The organism is Serratia montpellierensis (assembly GCF_020858655.1).
Taxonomy (GTDB): Bacteria; Pseudomonadota; Gammaproteobacteria; order Enterobacterales; family Enterobacteriaceae; genus Serratia; species Serratia montpellierensis.
The window spans coordinates 912,072-926,705 of record NZ_VOSN01000013.1; the positions used below are offsets into that span (position 1 = coordinate 912,072).

Annotated in this window: 13 protein-coding genes and 1 tRNA gene; 5 read left to right on the plus strand and 9 right to left on the minus strand. The window is 62.0% G+C overall.

Features of this window, described 5'->3' with window-relative positions:
* Genes citG through citC form a run of 6 tightly spaced genes read right to left on the minus strand, consistent with a single transcriptional unit; the run spans position 1 to position 5,205 of the window.
* Entirely contained in the window at positions 1-885 is an 885-nt protein-coding gene (citG, locus tag FUU19_RS16100) for a triphosphoribosyl-dephospho-CoA synthase CitG (protein ID WP_173890125.1), read from the minus strand.
* A complete protein-coding gene (citX, locus tag FUU19_RS16105; protein WP_025303457.1) occupies positions 866-1,414 on the minus strand; it encodes a citrate lyase holo-[acyl-carrier protein] synthase in 549 nt (182 codons plus the stop codon). Before citX ends, citG begins: the two co-directional genes overlap by 20 nt.
* 3 nt (positions 1,415-1,417) lie before the next feature.
* On the minus strand, positions 1,418-2,923 hold the full coding sequence (gene citF, locus FUU19_RS16110) for a citrate lyase subunit alpha (protein ID WP_230490933.1): 1,506 nt from the start codon (positions 2,921-2,923) through the stop codon (positions 1,418-1,420).
* Positions 2,923-3,843: a citrate (pro-3S)-lyase subunit beta gene (gene citE, locus FUU19_RS16115; RefSeq protein ID WP_033651847.1), complete on the minus strand. Its 921-nt coding sequence runs from the start codon at positions 3,841-3,843 to the stop codon at positions 2,923-2,925. Before citE ends, citF begins: the two co-directional genes overlap by 1 nt.
* Complete coding sequence (gene citD / locus FUU19_RS16120; RefSeq protein ID WP_230490744.1) at positions 3,827-4,135, minus strand: citrate lyase acyl carrier protein; 309 nt, start codon at positions 4,133-4,135, stop codon at positions 3,827-3,829. The genes citE and citD overlap by 17 nt, the downstream gene beginning before the upstream one ends.
* Positions 4,135-5,205 (minus strand): [citrate (pro-3S)-lyase] ligase, encoded by a 1,071-nt coding sequence (citC, locus tag FUU19_RS16125; RefSeq protein ID WP_028127715.1) that lies wholly within the window; start codon positions 5,203-5,205, stop codon positions 4,135-4,137. The genes citD and citC overlap by 1 nt, the downstream gene beginning before the upstream one ends.
* A 313-nt stretch (positions 5,206-5,518) precedes the next feature.
* On the opposite strand from citC, the gene dpiA reads away from it, so the two are divergent.
* The 3 genes from dpiA to FUU19_RS16140 all read left to right on the plus strand — a co-directional run bounded on the left by dpiA (position 5,519) and on the right by FUU19_RS16140 (position 9,587).
* Positions 5,519-6,205 (plus strand): two-component response regulator DpiA, encoded by a 687-nt coding sequence (gene dpiA / locus FUU19_RS16130; protein ID WP_021505854.1) that lies wholly within the window; start codon positions 5,519-5,521, stop codon positions 6,203-6,205.
* A gap of 102 nt (positions 6,206-6,307) precedes the next feature.
* Positions 6,308-9,397, plus strand: coding sequence for a beta-galactosidase (locus tag FUU19_RS16135; protein ID WP_230490743.1), 3,090 nt, complete (start codon positions 6,308-6,310; stop codon positions 9,395-9,397).
* Positions 9,398-9,511: 114 nt separating this feature from the next.
* Positions 9,512-9,587 (plus strand) — tRNA-Asn (locus FUU19_RS16140).
* A gap of 96 nt (positions 9,588-9,683) precedes the next feature.
* On the opposite strand, the gene FUU19_RS16145 is transcribed toward FUU19_RS16140, so the two are convergent.
* Entirely contained in the window at positions 9,684-10,517 is an 834-nt protein-coding gene (locus tag FUU19_RS16145) for an oxidoreductase (protein WP_060451774.1), read from the minus strand.
* Between the two features lie 105 nt (positions 10,518-10,622).
* Between FUU19_RS16145 and FUU19_RS16150 the strand changes: the two genes are divergently transcribed.
* Complete coding sequence (locus FUU19_RS16150) at positions 10,623-11,543, plus strand: AraC family transcriptional regulator (RefSeq protein ID WP_197773880.1); 921 nt, start codon at positions 10,623-10,625, stop codon at positions 11,541-11,543.
* Between the two features lie 135 nt (positions 11,544-11,678).
* Here FUU19_RS16150 and FUU19_RS16155 read toward each other — a convergent pair whose 3' ends face one another.
* Together FUU19_RS16155 and FUU19_RS16160 are read right to left on the minus strand one after the other, a co-directional pair.
* A complete protein-coding gene (locus FUU19_RS16155; protein WP_197833432.1) occupies positions 11,679-12,467 on the minus strand; it encodes an alpha/beta fold hydrolase in 789 nt (262 codons plus the stop codon).
* A 153-nt stretch (positions 12,468-12,620) separates the two neighbouring features.
* Complete coding sequence (locus tag FUU19_RS16160; RefSeq protein ID WP_197833430.1) at positions 12,621-13,652, minus strand: MDR family NADP-dependent oxidoreductase; 1,032 nt, start codon at positions 13,650-13,652, stop codon at positions 12,621-12,623.
* Positions 13,653-13,738: 86 nt separating this feature from the next.
* Here FUU19_RS16160 and FUU19_RS16165 point away from each other — a divergent pair, with 86 nt between their 5' ends.
* Positions 13,739-14,371, plus strand: coding sequence for a TetR/AcrR family transcriptional regulator (locus FUU19_RS16165; protein WP_230490742.1), 633 nt, complete (start codon positions 13,739-13,741; stop codon positions 14,369-14,371).
* Positions 14,372-14,634: the final 263 nt, after the last annotated feature.

The following is a 14,634-nucleotide window of genomic DNA, read 5'->3' on the forward strand; positions in this document are numbered from 1 at the left end:
TTATTCTTGGGCACCCAGCTGCGCCAGCAGCCAGGTCACTATCAACAGGTCGGCGCTGCCGCCGGGGCTGAGGTTACGGGCGATGCAGTCGGCATCGAAGCGTTGCAGGCGCGCCAGGCCCACCTCCCCGGCCGAGCCGCCCTGCGCCAGCAGCCAGGCCGCCCGGCGCCGCAGCCAGCGCAGCCCGTGCAGGCCGCCGCGCGAGGCGACGTTGGTGTCGTCGTTGTGGGCCATCAGCCACAGCAGGCTGTCCAGCAGCGCCCGCTGTTCGTCGCCATCGGCGGCCAGCCGTTGCCGATACAGCGGCAGCGCGCCGTCAATGACCAGCCGGAAACCGGCCTCCGCCTCGCCGCGTGCGCCGCTCAGCCCGTGCGCGGCGAACAGCCGCTGGCCGGCGGTCTGCCCGGCGTTATTGCGCCGCAGCTCGCGCTCCACCAGCCCCCGGCACATCGCCGCCACCTCGGCGCACAGCGCTTCGGCGCCGATGGCGCGGCCCTGCTGCTGCAGGCGGCCGAAGGCGGTGCACAGCAACCCGAGCGAGAACACGCTGCCCTTGTGGGTGTTAATGCCGCCGGTGGCGCGAAACATCTGGTTTTCGCAGGCCAGGCCAAGCGGCCGCAGCCGCGCCAGCTGCTGCTCTGCCGGCAAAACGGCGTCTTCGCGCCCGCGTTGGATAAAGCGCGGCAGCCACACGCCGATGGCACGGGCGCTGCGGTAGAAGTGCCCGAGATCCATGTCGCGGTGGGCGCCGGTATTATGGCGATCCACCAGCCCCGGTTTGGGCGTGAGGTTGACCTCCACCAGCAGCGCGCGGAAAGCGGCGCGGGCGAAGTCGCAGGCCGGCTCGGTGCGGCGGGCAGGCAGATTAATCGGCAGAGATCGCATCGTTGAACATCCTTTCCATTTCATGCAGCAGCTGCTCGCTGCTGTGCCGCCGCTGGCGGGCGCAGATCTTGGCCGGTTGGCCGCACAGCAGGCAGCGCCGTTCCGGCAGGCCGATGTCGCGGCGCGACAAAATGCGCCCCCGCGTATCCAGCACGTCGATATCCCACAGCCGGCCGATCGGGCGGCTCACCTCCAGCTGCATGGCGCAGTCTTTCACCCGCTGGGCATCGGCGCGCAGCGCCACAAACCCTTCGCAGCCGGTGGCGAGCGCCAGCGCCTCGGCCTGCGGGCTGGGCCAACCCTGTTCGGCGCACAGCCGCAGCAGCGCCGCCCACCCCAGGTTGAAGATGCCGCGCGTCAACGCGCTGTCCTTCACCGGACCGGGCACCACCAGCGTCAGCACCAGCAGCGTGCACTCGTGCTGCGCCAGCCACGCCTGCTGGCGCGCCTGGCGGCATTCGCGGCTGGTGAGCAGCTCCGGCAGGCTGACCGCACGTTCGGCGGCCAGTTGGGGATCGACGGCGGCCATCGTTTACTCCGCCACCTGATGCACCACGTCGATCACCGAGCCGTCGCGGTAGCGCACCACCGCCACCACCTTGTCGGTAAAGGCGATCGGCTGCGGTTCGCCGGTCAGCTGCAGCGCACGGGCGCGCAGCCAGTCGATGCTCACCACCTCGAGGCCAGCCTCCCGCAGGCGCTGCGCCAGCTCCGGCCGCGCCGGGTTGACGGCGATGCCGTGGTCGGTCACCAGAATGTCGATGCTGGAGCCCGGCGTGACGCAGGTGGTCACCTGCTCCACCAGCGTCGGGATGCGCCCGCGCACCAACGGCGCAACGATGATCGCCAGCCGCGCGGCGGCGGCGGTGTCGCAGTGGCCACCGGACGCGCCGCGCAGCACGCCGTCGGAGCCGGTCAGCACGTTAACGTTGAAGCCGGTGTCGATTTCCAGCGCGCTCAGCACCACCACGTCGAGCCGATCGACCGACGCGCCCTTGGAACTGAAGTTGGCGTACTGGTTGGCGCTGATTTCGATATGGCGCGGGTTGCGCGCCAGCGAAGTCGCCGCCGCCCGATCGAAGCTCTGCACGTCCAGCAGCTTGCCGATCAGCCCTTTCTCGTGCAGATCCACCATGGTCGAGGTGATGCCGCCGAGGGCGAACGCGGCGCGAATGCCGCGGGCGCGCATCTTGTCCTCCAGGAACCGTGTCACCGCCAGCGAGGCGCCGCCGGTGCCGGTTTGCAGCGAGAAGCCTTCGGTGAAGTAGCCGGAACCGGCGATCACCTCGGCGGCGCGGCGGGCGATCAGCAACTCGCGCGGGTTCGAGGTCATGCGCGTGGCGTCAGCGCCGATCTTATCGGCGTCGCCCACCCGCTCCAGCTGCACGATCAGGTCCACCCGATCCTGCGCCAGGCTTGCGGGATGATGCGGATACGGCACCAGTTGCTCGGTCAGCAGCACCACGGTGCCCGCCGCCTCGGCGTCCACCCGCGCATAGCCGAGCGAGCCGCAGCAGGCGTCACCGCTGTAGCCGTTGGCGTTGCCGAACTCATCGCAGGCCGGCACGCCGAGGAAGGCCACGTCTATCTTCAGCTCGCCGGATTCGATCAGATTGACCCGGCCACCGTGCGAGTGAATTTGCACCGGCTCCGCCAGCAGGCCGCGCGAAACGGCGTCCGCCAGCGGGCCGCGCAGCCCGGAGGTGTAAATGCGGCTCACCACGCCGTGGCGGATATGCTCAACCAGCGGCGCATGGCAGTCGGTCAGCGAGCTGGAGGCCAGCGTCAGGTTGCGGAACCCCATCGCCGCCAGCGTCTCCATCACCTGATTGAGGGTCAAATCGCCGCCGCGAAACGCATGGTGGAAGGAGATGGTCATGCCGTCCTGCAGCCCGCTGCGGCGCACCGCTTCCTGCAAGGAATCGCACAGCTTGAGATCGCGCGGTTTGCGCGCCTGCAGATTGGCTTTGGACACGTCCTGATAGCCCGGCAGATCCGCCGGGTTAGCGAAGGTCATCAATCGTTGTTGGCGGTTCATCATGCTTCCTCCCCGTGCTGCGCCGGTTCTTCCCGTAAGCCGGACAGCGCGGCGCGCTCCAGCACCAGCCGGGCGCGTTCAATCACCGGGCTGTCGACCATTTTTCCGTTGAGCGACACCACGCCGCGCCCTTCCCGCTCCGCCGCTTCGGCGGCGTCCACCACCCGCTGCGCGTGCGCCACCTCTTTGGCGGTCGGCGCGTACAGGTTGTGCAGCAGCTCAATCTGGCGCGGGTTAATCAGCGATTTGCCGTCGAAGCCGAGCTGTTTGATCAGCGCCGCTTCCTGCAGGAAGCCGGCTTCGTTGTTGGCGTCGGAATAGACGGTGTCGAACGCCTGAATGCCGGCGGCGCGCGCCGCCTGCAGCAGCGAGCAGCGGGCGAACAGCAGCTCGATGCCCTCCGGCGAGCGCTCGGTGCGCAGGTTGCGCACGTAGTCTTCCGCCCCCAGCGCGATGCCGATAAGACGCGGCGAAGCGTGCGCGATCGCCACCGCGTGGGTGATGCCCTGCGCCGATTCGATCGCTGCCAGCAGCCCGGTGCTACCGACCGGCCGGCCGCAGGCCGCTTCGATGGCGGCAATCTCGCGTTCCATGTCGACAACGTCCTGCGCGCTGTCGGTCTTCGGCAGGCGCACGATGTCCGCGCCGCCGCGTACCACCGCCTGCAGGTCCGCCAGGCCGTAGGCGGAGTCGAGCGCATTGACGCGCACGATGGTTTCCACCTCCTGGTACAGCGGGTGCTGCAGCGCGTGGTACACCAGCCGGCGCGCCGCGTCTTTTTCACGCAGGATCACCGAATCTTCCAGATCGAACATCAGCGCATCGGCCTGGTAGATAAAGGCGTTGCTGACCATCGCCGCGTTGGCGCCGGGGACGAACAGCATGCTGCGGCGCAGCCGGGTTTTATTCAGCGTTTTCATCTTTCGCCTCCCACGGCAGCTGGCCGCCCTCGCAGGCGCGGATCAGCGCGGTTTCCAGCCGGGCGCGCAGCACGCAGTCCAGCGCCCCCTTGTCGTCGACGATCACCTGCACCGGCTCCACCTCATAGCGCTGCAGCACCTCCAGCAGGGTGTGGCGGATCGCCGCGCCGAACTGTTTTTCCACGCTGCTGGCGATCAACAGATCGTGCTGCGGCCCCTCGGCGGGCGCGATGCGCACCATGACATCGCTGGATTCCAGCGTGCCGGCCATTGCTTCTCGGATAATTTTCATCATTCACCTGATTGTGCGGACTCAAAAGGATGCGGGGCCGCCTTGGCCCGGCGCTGCGTTTGCAGATCCTGCAGGTAGTACAGGGTGTCCGGCGGTACCAGCGGCGCGGCGGCGTGGAAGTCCCCCGCCGCCAGCAGCTTGCGCACCCAGGAGGCGGAGATCGCCGTGCCCTGATATTGCAAACGCTCGATTTCCACCAGCGCGATCGGCGGGCTGGGCAGCGCCGGCGTTTCCAGCCAGTAACGCATGTCGCGGTTGTATTTCGCGGTCACCGCGCAGAACGGCTCGTTGCCGACGAAGCGGTGGGTAATGCCCAGCGCGGGCGCCAGATACTGGCGGAAGATCTTCAGATCGATTTCGGTGTAACAGTCGTCGGCCACGCCCTGATCCTTGATGAAGTAACAGGGGAAGGTGGCGCGCGAGATCACGTACTGCGAGCCTTCGTGTACCGTGAGGTTGGGAATATCGGCGGTGCCGGCCAGCACCAGCCGGCGCCGGTCTTCATAGCTGAAGCGCGAGGTGTTTTCCTTCACCAGAAACAGGTGCAGCCAGTCGCAGCGTTTGGCCGCCTGACGCACCAGATACTGATGCCCGCGGGTGAAGGGGTTGGCGTTCATCACGATACTGCCGATGGTCTCGCCCGGCCGGCGCTGGCTCGCCAGCTGGGCGGCGTAGCGCTTCAGGCGGCACGGGCTGTTTTCCATCAGCACCACGATGCCCGGCACGGTGGCGATCGGGTAGAAACCGCACTGGCGGAACAGCGGCTCGTTCTGCACCTTGGTGTAAATAAACAGCTGGGTGTGATGGCGCTCGTAGGCCAGGTTCACCAGCTCGGTCGCCAGCGCCAGCGCCAACCCTTCGCCGCGCATCAGCGGACTGATGGCGACGCATTTGATAATATTGTCGGCGATGCCGCCGCAGGCGACCAATTTGTCGTGCTGGGTAACGGTAATAAATATTTCAACCGTGGTGTCGATATTCAGATCGTTACTGCGCAAGAAGGCGCTTATTTCCGAAATCGCTTTATGATCCGATCGCTTTACCCGATTAAATACGGCATCGCCTAACATAACACGCTCTCTGGGTTAACTGACAAACAACAAATTAAATACAAAAAAGCATTTTAATTAACATCAACAAGAATAATTAAAACCTTAAAAACCATGGAGATAAACGCCATCTCGCGTTCGATAAATCAATGGTAAACAGAAAAAAAACGCCGATTATTGACCTATTTCACAAACCGATCCCGGTTAATAAGTTATTTAATGTTCTTTATTTGCTTAATTAATCTTATGGTGTTTATTATTGAGATAATCTTTATTTGGCGCCGCAATTTACTTACATTCATTTAGCATCTTGATTGCAATAGTAGGTTTCATTATGGAATGGCTGAACATCCTGATCGTTGAAGACGAAACGCCGCTGGCGGAAATGCACGCGGAGTTTATCCGCCAGAACGGCGGCTGCCGCCAGATTTGGCTGGCCGGCACCCTGGCGCAGGCACGCGCCATGACCGAGCGCTTCAAGCCGGACCTGATCCTGCTGGACAACTTTCTGCCCGACGGCCAGGGCATCACCCTGCTGCGCGAACTGACGCTGAGCGGGTATCGCGGCGGCATCGTGTTCATCACCGCCGCCAGCGACATGGCCACCGTGGCCGAGGCGTTGCGTTACGGCGTGTTCGACTATCTGATCAAACCGCTGGCCTATGACCGGCTGAGCCAGACCCTGCAGCGCTTCAGCCAGCGCCGCGAAGCGCTGAAGGACAAAGCGCGCCTCAACCAGCGCCGCATCGACGAGATGTTCAACACCTACGCCCGCGGCGAACAGCAGGCGGCGCTGCCCGCCGGCATCGACGAGCTGACGCTGGGCAAGGTCCGCGCACTGTTTGCCGAACCCGCCGCGCGCCACACCGCTGAAAGCGTTGCGCAAAAAATGGGGCTCAGCCGTACCACCGCGCGCCGTTACCTGGAGTTTTGCACCGCCGCGCAGCAGCTGCGCGCCGAGATCATTTACGGCAAGGTCGGCCGCCCACAGCGGATCTACCGCGCCGGCGAACCGCATTAACGGTTATTTGATCGCCCTTGCAAGGTTGCGTGTAACCGCTTTACTTTTTATGCGCCGGTCAGCATCTTGGTGAGCATCACCTAGCCGACTGGACGATCGCCGATGCCCGCTGCGCCCCTTGCTTCCCTGACCGAGATCCTCGCCCGCCGTGACTGGCAAAACCCGGCCTGCACCCACTACCGCCGACTGGACGCTCACCCGCCGTTCGCCAGCTGGCGCACGGTGGAAGACGCGCGCGACGATGCCCCCAGCGCCAGCCGCCGGTCGCTGAACGGCGAGTGGCGCTTCAGCTATTTCCCGCGCCCAGAGGCGGCACCGGAAGGCTGGCTGCAGCAGGATCTGCCGGACGCCGCCCCGCTGGCGGTGCCGGGCAACTGGCAGCTCGCCGGCTACGATGCGCCGATTTACACCAACGTGCGCTACCCGTTCCCGGTCGATCCGCCGCGCGTGCCGGCAGACAACCCCACCGGCTGCTATTCACGCACCTTCAGCGTCGATCCGGCCTGGCTGGCCGCCGGCCAGACGCGCGTCATCTTCGACGGCGTCAACTCGGCGTTCTATTTATGGTGCAACGGCCACTGGGTCGGCTATTCGCAGGACAGCCGCCTACCGGCGGAGTTCGATCTCAGCCCGTGGCTGCAGCCGGGAGAAAACCGGCTGGCGGTGATGGTGCTACGCTGGTGCGACGGCAGCTATCTGGAAGATCAGGACATGTGGCGCATGAGCGGCATCTTCCGCGACGTCAGCCTGCTGCACAAACCCGCCGCGCACCTGAGCGATGTGCGCATCACCACGCCGCTGCATGACCGCTTTACCCGCGGCGAACTGGTGGTGACGGCGCGCGCCAGCCGGCCCGGCCCGCTGCAGGTGCAGGTTCAGCTGTGGCGCGACGGCGCGCGGGTGGCCGAACGCACCCAGCCGCTCGGCAGCGAGATCGTGGACGAGCGCGGCGCCTATGACGATCGCGTCACGCTTCGCCTGCCGGTGGAACGCCCGGCGCTGTGGAGCGCCGAAACGCCCACGCTGTATCGCGCCACCGTCGCCCTGCTCTCGCCCGAGGGGGAGATTATCGAGGTGGAGGCCTATGACGTCGGCTTCCGCCAGGTGGAGATCAGCGGCGGGCTGCTGAAGCTCAACGGGCAGCCGCTGCTGATCCGCGGCGTTAACCGCCACGAGCATCACCCGCGCCACGGCCAGGTGATGGACGAGGCGACGATGCGCCACGACATCCTGTTGATGAAACAGCACAACTTCAACGCGGTGCGCTGCTCGCATTACCCCAATCACCCGCTGTGGTACCGGCTGTGCGACCGTTACGGGTTGTACGTGGTGGACGAAGCCAATATCGAGACCCACGGCATGCAGCCGATGAACCGCCTGGCTGACGATCCGCTGTGGCTGCCGGCGATGAGCGAGCGCGTCACCCGCATGGTGCAGCGCGATCGCAACCACCCCTGCATCATTATCTGGTCGCTGGGCAACGAGTCCGGCCACGGCGTGAACCACGATGCGCTGTACCGCTGGGTGAAAAGCCAGGATCCGACCCGCCCGGTGCAATATGAAGGCGGCGGCGCTGACACCGCCGCTACCGACATCATCTGCCCGATGTATGCCAGAGTGGATCAGGATCAGCCGTTCCCGGCGGTGCCCAAATGGGCGCTCGGCAAGTGGATCGGCCTGCCGGAGGAACAGCGCCCGCTGATCCTGTGCGAATACGCCCATGCGATGGGCAACAGTTTCGGCGGTTTCGAGCGCTACTGGCGCGCATTCCACCACTATCCGCGCCTGCAGGGCGGCTTTGTCTGGGACTGGGTCGATCAGGCGTTGATCAAACGCGACGAGCGCGGCGAAGAGTTCTGGGCCTACGGCGGCGACTTCGGCGACACCCCCAACGATCGCCAATTCTGCCTGAACGGGCTGGTGTTCGCGGATCGCACCCCTCACCCGGCGCTGTTCGAAGCGCAGCGGGCGCAGCAGCTGTTCCGCTTCGCCTTCGACGCCGCCTCGCTGACGCTGACCGTCACCAGCGATTACCTGTTCCGCCATACCGACAACGAGCAGCTCAACTGGCGGCTGGAGCTGGACGGCGTGGAGCGCGCCAGCGGCAGCTTCGATCTGGCGCTGCCGCCGCAGGGCAGCGCTAGCTTCACCCTGCTCGATCGCCTGCCGATGCTGCATCAGCCCGGCGAGCTGTGGCTGAACGTGGAGGTGGTGCAACCGCAGGCCACCGACTGGTCCGAAGCGCACCACCGCTGCGCCTGGGATCAGTGGCGGGTGCCGCGCGCGCTGCATCCCGCACCGCCGCCGGCGCAGGGCGTGCCGCCCACGCTGACTGAAGACGATCAGGGGCTGACGCTCACCCACGGCGACCAGCGCTGGCGCTTCGAGCGTAGCAGCGGCCACCTGACGCAGTGGTGGCAGAATGAGCAGCCGCAGCTGCTGACGCCGCTGCGCGACGGCTTTGCGCGCGCGCCGATCGATAACGACATCGGCGTCAGCGAAGCGGACCATATCGATCCCAACGCCTGGGTCGAACGCTGGAAGCTGGCGGGCCTGTACCGGCTGGAGGAGCGCTGCACGCGGCTGCAGGCCGATGCGCTGCAAAACGGCGTGCGGGTGGTGAGCGAACACCAGTTCGGCGTAGACGAGCAGATTTTACTGCTCAGCCGCAAACAGTGGCTGTTCGATGCGCTGGGCGCGGTGAACGTGAGCGTGGAGGTCGAGGTGGCCGACGCCCTGCCGCCGCCGGCGCGCATCGGCCTGCACTGCCAATTGGCGACGGTGCAGCCGCAGGCGGAATGGCTGGGCCTGGGCCCGCACGAGAACTACCCCGATCGCCGCCTGGCCGCGCAGCAAGGGCGCTGGCGCCTGCCGCTGGCGGAACTGCACACGCCGTATATTTTCCCCGGCGAGAACGGCCTGCGCTGCGACACCCGCAGCCTGCGCTACGGCGGCTGGCGCATCGACGGCCGCTTCCACTTCTCGCTCAGCCGCTACGGCCTGCAACAGCTGATGGCCTGCAGCCACCAGCACCTGCTGCAGCCGGAAACAGGCACCTGGCTGCATCTGGACGGCTTCCACATGGGGGTGGGCGGCGACGATTCCTGGAGCCCGAGCGTGCACCGGGATTACCTGCTCACCGCCGGCGTTTACCGCTATCAGCTGCGCCTGCAGCGGGCGCCCGAGGGCTAAATCTGCCAAAAAACTCAACGGGTTGCGCATTCTGTAAGCAAACAGTCACAGAATGTGTAATCCGCCTTTGACATGCCGACGGCGCCTCGCTATTATTCGCCCCGTTCAAACGATTCCTCTGTAGTTCAGTCGGTAGAACGGCGGACTGTTAATCCGTATGTCACTGGTTCGAGTCCAGTCAGAGGAGCCATATTTAGAGAAGCCCGCTCAGGGAAACCTGAGCGGGCTTTTTGCTGTTGGAAGGTCATCATCGATGATCCCCTGCACTCTCCCTACCCCAAACCGTTCAGCCATCCGTTGAACGGGTGAGCTTCTCCCATTGTTCAATTTCCTGACCTAACGCCTCGAGCTTTTGCCGCACCAAACTTAATGCGTCACTGCCTAACAACAGATGCGTAGGTGGGTTCCCGCTCTCGATCAATGCCAGCATGGCGTGAGCCGCCTTAACCGGATCGCCGAGTTGCTTGCCGCTTTTTTCCTGTCGCGCCTGACGAACAGGTTCAAATAACGCGTCATAGTCAGGGAGACGGCGAGGGCTGCGCACCATTGAACGCCCGGCCCAGTCCGTTCGAAACGAGCCGGGCGCCACGGCGGTCACGTATAGGTTGAACGGGGCAAGCTCTTTACTTAACGTTTCTGATATTCCTTCCAGTGCAAATTTGCTGCCGCAGTAATAGCTGATACCGGGCAAGGTAATGAAACTGCCCATTGAGGTGATATTGATAATGTGGCCGCGACGGCGCTGGCGCATGCCCGGTAGCACGGCTTTGATCATCGCCACCGCGCCAAACACATTGACGTCAAACTGGCGGCGCAGCTCTGCAAGCGGGGATTCTTCCAGAATGCCTTCATGGCCGTAACCGGCATTGTTCACCAGCACATCTATCGGACCGACGGCGGACTCTATCTCTCCAACCACCTCATCAATACGTTCATCGTCCGTGACATCAAGCAGATAGCCAAAAGCCCGCTGCGTATCGAGCGCGGCGAAAGCCTGCAGTGCTTCGCTGTTGCGCACCGTCCCTACAACCCGATGCCCTACGGCGAGGGCTTCCCGCGCCAGCGCCTGACCAAAGCCACTGCTGACGCCGGTAATTAAAATCGTTTTTGCAGATGCCATAAAAAGAACTCCCATGAACCATGAAGGTTGCATGGTATTCTCTTCCCTGCCGTATTTTTAGGCCGTATTTTCTCTTTTTCTTGCCTGATTTTATGAGGTGGTGGGATGTCCGACATGATTGCCCTGATGAATAGACTTGCGGTGCAAGAGGGATACAACCTCACTGCCCTACCTGATGTGCGAATTTTGCGTTCCGATCGCCCGCTTGCCAGAACGCCGGTGCTTTACGATCCGGGGATCGTGATCGTCTGCCAGGGCAGCAAACGCGGCTATTTCGGTCAACAGACCTATTTATATGATGAGCAGCACTACCTGGCGGTTTCGGTGCCGGTGCCATTTGTGATGGAAACCGACGCGTCGGCAGCACATCCGCTGCTGGCGATTTATATGCATCTGGATTTTCAGCTTGCCGCGGAACTGATGCTGCAGATTGAACAGCATGGCGCCCCGCATCCTCCCGTCGCGCCGCAAAGCATGATGTCGAGCCCCATGGACGGCGCGGTAAAAATGGCCGTACTTCGCTTACTTGACGTCCTGGCTAACCCGCTTGAGGCGGCAATCCTCGGCCCGGCGCGGGTGCGTGAGCTTTATTTTCGCGTGCTGACAGGCGCACAGGGCAACGCAATGCGTGCCGCGCTGGCCTTGCAGGGCCAGTTTGGCAAAATCGGTAAAGCGTTGCAGCACATCCATGCCGCTTACGCGGAGCCGTTAACGCTGACGCAGCTGGCGATGAGGGCCGGCATGAGCGTGCCGACCTTTCATAGCCATTTCAAGGCGATAACGCAGATGCCGCCGATGCAGTATGTGAAATCGGTACGCCTGCACCAGGCACGGATGCTGATGGTGCGCCAACAAATCACCGCCGCCGCCGCGAGTTACGCCGTTGGCTATGAAAGCCCATCGCAATTTAACCGCGAATTCAAGCGTCTGTTTGGCCTGCCACCGGCAGAGGAGATAAAACGCATGCAGCGTCACTTCGCCATTCCGCCCGCGCAGCCTGCCTCGGTATTTGTTTCATCGCACTGAGGCTTATTCGGTATGGCACACTCTACCTTGAGGTATGGAGTGCCCGCTTCTGGCGCATAAGAACGCGAACGATTCCAGTCACCGCTGGAATGAAAGATGCCGACAAGTTAAGGCCCTCTGTGCCTCTTACCCTCGTCACCGAGCGGACGAGGGGATATGCCCGACAGTGGCTGTTTCGGCAAGGAAGGATTCGATAGCCCTGACAAGCGCGAGCGGTGTCTCGTTCATCGGATAGTGGCCGGCGTTTTCCAGAATCTCAACCGTTGCATGGGGATAGCGTTGAAGATAGGTTTTGGCCATTAACCCGGCATTGAATGTTGGATCGTGCTCACCCACAAGCACCTTTATCGGATGCGATCCGACAATCTCATCGCTGAAATCGGTATCGGCCCATGCATGAAAATACGCAGAAAATGCTTCCTGAGAGGAATGCGATACCGAATACGCTGCTTTCCATTCGACCCAGGATAAGGGCAACCGTCCGCCAGTACTGCGGTCTATGATGGCTTTTCGATTGTCCAGTTGCTCAGCAGCATCTTCAAGCAGGCGGCGCGTCGTAGCATCGTACGAAATGCCGCCGCAAGGAACGGGTGCAACGGCAACGAGTGCCCGCACTCGATTGGGCGCGCGCGTTGCAATCCGCTCAATCACCATCCCCCCCATCGAATGGCCTATCAGGCTGAAGTCGTGAAAGCCGAGAACGTCAATAAGCGCCAGCGCATCGGAGGCAATCTCATCGATCGTATATGCGCCGCGCGTTTCCTGCATGCCCCCGTAGCCACGATAATCCATGAACACATAGTTGAACGCGTGGACATTCAACCAGGGTTCAATCTCTTCGAACGAGTGCGCGTCACCGAACCAACCGTGAAGAACGAGAACGGGGTGGGGTCCGTTGCCCACGCGATGATATGTGTTAGTCATATTGACTCCAATGTGAGAAAAATGTGGTTTTCAGCCTGCGTGACGCGAACTTTCCGTAGACGCCATTGCGCCATCACACGACGATTTAACCGATAAGGCTTAGGAATGGCGGGTAAGTCATCCGAACGGCTATGCCAGATGACGACGTCCGTTCTATAGCTCGATCAGGACCACGCCTTTGAGGCGACCGGCACAGGCTTCCTGCAATGCAGATATCGAACTTTCAATTCCCTTGAAGGTCGTGGACGTAAGATGAATGCGTCCGTCACGCTCCCATGTCTTCAGATCGCGTAACCAGAATCCAAACGCATCGGGCGAATGATCCGCGCTGAAGCCGCGTAATGTCATACCTTTGAAGATGATTTGAAAGCTGTCCAATGTAACCGGAGCCTGCAAAGACGCCTTTTCTGCGTTCAGCTCAGCGGTGAGCGCACCGAGCAGAACGCCACGGGCACCATCCCTTGCCAACTTAATCGCCGCCGCGAGCTGTTCACCCCCCACCATGTCTACGATGACATCAATGCCTTCAGGTGCGGCTTTCGCCAGTTGCTCGTTCATGGGGCCGCCGTCTCGAGTGACGACGGCATCATAGCCCAGTTCCTCTTGCATCCAGCGGGCCTTGCTGGCTCTGCTCGTGCTACCGATCACGCGTGTCGCGCCGAGGAGCCGTGCGATCTGTCCAGCCATCGAGCCAATGGCCCCCGCGCCGCTGGAAACGAACACGGTGTCACCTTTCTTCACCTGAACGCCTCGGGTCAACGCGGCATAGGCCGTCCAGCCATGGCCGAGATAAGCCGCTGGGTCAGGTTCGCGGCAATCGATGAGCTTGCCGTCGTGTTCGTGGATCACAGCATATTCCCGCCAACCGAACGGATGCATGACAAGGCTACCTACAGGAAGGCTGCAGCCCGATCCGGTCTGGACCACTTCTCCGATCGCGCCGTCCGCCAGGGTGTCTCCGGGGTTGAGAGGCGGGAACGGAATGCCTTCGGCGGCCTTTGCATCCTCCTGCGCCATCAACCGTGTCGAGATGGATACACGGAACCAACGGTTGCGGACTACGGCTTCATACGGTCCGGGCGCAGGAATGGTCGTTTCCATGATGGCGAAATCTTCGGGGTGAATTTCTCCCTGCACATGGCGGATAAGTTTAACTTCGCGGTTGTTTGATAAACCTGCAGACATAATGGTCGCTCCATAAGACTCATTTCGCTCTTTCTGGTAAAATCCAAAATATGAGCACTTGCTCATATTAATAATGGAGGTTGTTTATGGCTACTCGCATTCCTACAGAACACCGCGCGATGCGGAAACGCCCTAAACAGCAGCGTTCCCAGAACACGGTGGAGAGTATCGTCGAGGCAGGTGCTCGCGTTTTGGCGCAGAGAGGTTGGGCAAACTTCACGACTAACGAGGTGGCGCACACTGCCGGCGTCAGCATCGGATCGCTGTATCAGTATTTCCCAAATAATCTGGCAATTGCCGAGGCTATTCGGAAACGGCATCTCGATGAAATTCTGAAAGTGCTTCCTGATATCAAGACACAAGGCGAAAGGGTTCCGCTCGAGGAACATATTGGCCGATTGATTGATGCGGTTGTCACGCTTCATGCGACTAACCAAGATCTGCATCGTGTTCTGATCGATGAGGTTCCGCTCGCGCCGAGGGAATTCTATGACGCTTTTGAGCGTGAGTATCATCGTCGCTATGAAGACCTCATCCGTGCGGCGGCCCCGCCAGACGATACTGAAACGGACCACTTAGTCGCGGCCCGCATTCTCGCAGATGCGTTGGAGGGCATCGTTCATTCCGCCTCTCGCCGGAATGAACTCATGTCGCCAGTGATAAAGAGAGAAGCGACGAGGATGATAATGTCTTATCTTCTGGCACGAGAGAGAACCTGAGAAGCCGGTCATGCGAAGGGAGGCGCGCTATGTGAGCAGCCAGAGGCGGCATAGAATCAGTATGAACTGCTCCCCGTTGATAGCCCCTAAAGTCAGCAGTTGCCATTGAGTAACTGACTTTTATATTTAGCCGCTATGATAAATGCCAACGTCCACTTCTGGCACGGAGTGGGCAGGCTAACTGAGTTGAAGGTCTGCTTTGAGCGAAGAGCGGAAGTTATGCTTGCTGATTTCTCTTAAAATGAATAGCTCGTTTTCCAAGA

What these genes read in the sequence shown, in the direction of transcription:
- citX (WP_025303457.1), bottom strand. Translation starts at nt 1,414, where the DNA reads ATGGCCGCCGTCGATCCCCAACTGGCCGCCGAACGTGCGGTCAGCCTG.
- FUU19_RS16150 (WP_197773880.1), top strand. Translation starts at nt 10,623, where the DNA reads ATGTCCGACATGATTGCCCTGATGAATAGACTTGCGGTGCAAGAGGGA.
- citG (WP_173890125.1), bottom strand. Translation starts at nt 885, where the DNA reads ATGCGATCTCTGCCGATTAATCTGCCTGCCCGCCGCACCGAGCCGGCC.
- dpiA (WP_021505854.1), top strand. Translation starts at nt 5,519, where the DNA reads ATGGAATGGCTGAACATCCTGATCGTTGAAGACGAAACGCCGCTGGCG.
- FUU19_RS16145 (WP_060451774.1), bottom strand. Translation starts at nt 10,517, where the DNA reads ATGGCATCTGCAAAAACGATTTTAATTACCGGCGTCAGCAGTGGCTTT.
- citD (WP_230490744.1), bottom strand. Translation starts at nt 4,135, where the DNA reads ATGAAAATTATCCGAGAAGCAATGGCCGGCACGCTGGAATCCAGCGAT.
- citF (WP_230490933.1), bottom strand. Translation starts at nt 2,923, where the DNA reads ATGAACCGCCAACAACGATTGATGACCTTCGCTAACCCGGCGGATCTG.
- citC (WP_028127715.1), bottom strand. Translation starts at nt 5,205, where the DNA reads ATGTTAGGCGATGCCGTATTTAATCGGGTAAAGCGATCGGATCATAAA.
- citE (WP_033651847.1), bottom strand. Translation starts at nt 3,843, where the DNA reads ATGAAAACGCTGAATAAAACCCGGCTGCGCCGCAGCATGCTGTTCGTC.
- FUU19_RS16135 (WP_230490743.1), top strand. Translation starts at nt 6,308, where the DNA reads ATGCCCGCTGCGCCCCTTGCTTCCCTGACCGAGATCCTCGCCCGCCGT.
- FUU19_RS16160 (WP_197833430.1), bottom strand. Translation starts at nt 13,652, where the DNA reads ATGTCTGCAGGTTTATCAAACAACCGCGAAGTTAAACTTATCCGCCAT.
- FUU19_RS16165 (WP_230490742.1), top strand. Translation starts at nt 13,739, where the DNA reads ATGGCTACTCGCATTCCTACAGAACACCGCGCGATGCGGAAACGCCCT.
- FUU19_RS16155 (WP_197833432.1), bottom strand. Translation starts at nt 12,467, where the DNA reads ATGACTAACACATATCATCGCGTGGGCAACGGACCCCACCCCGTTCTC.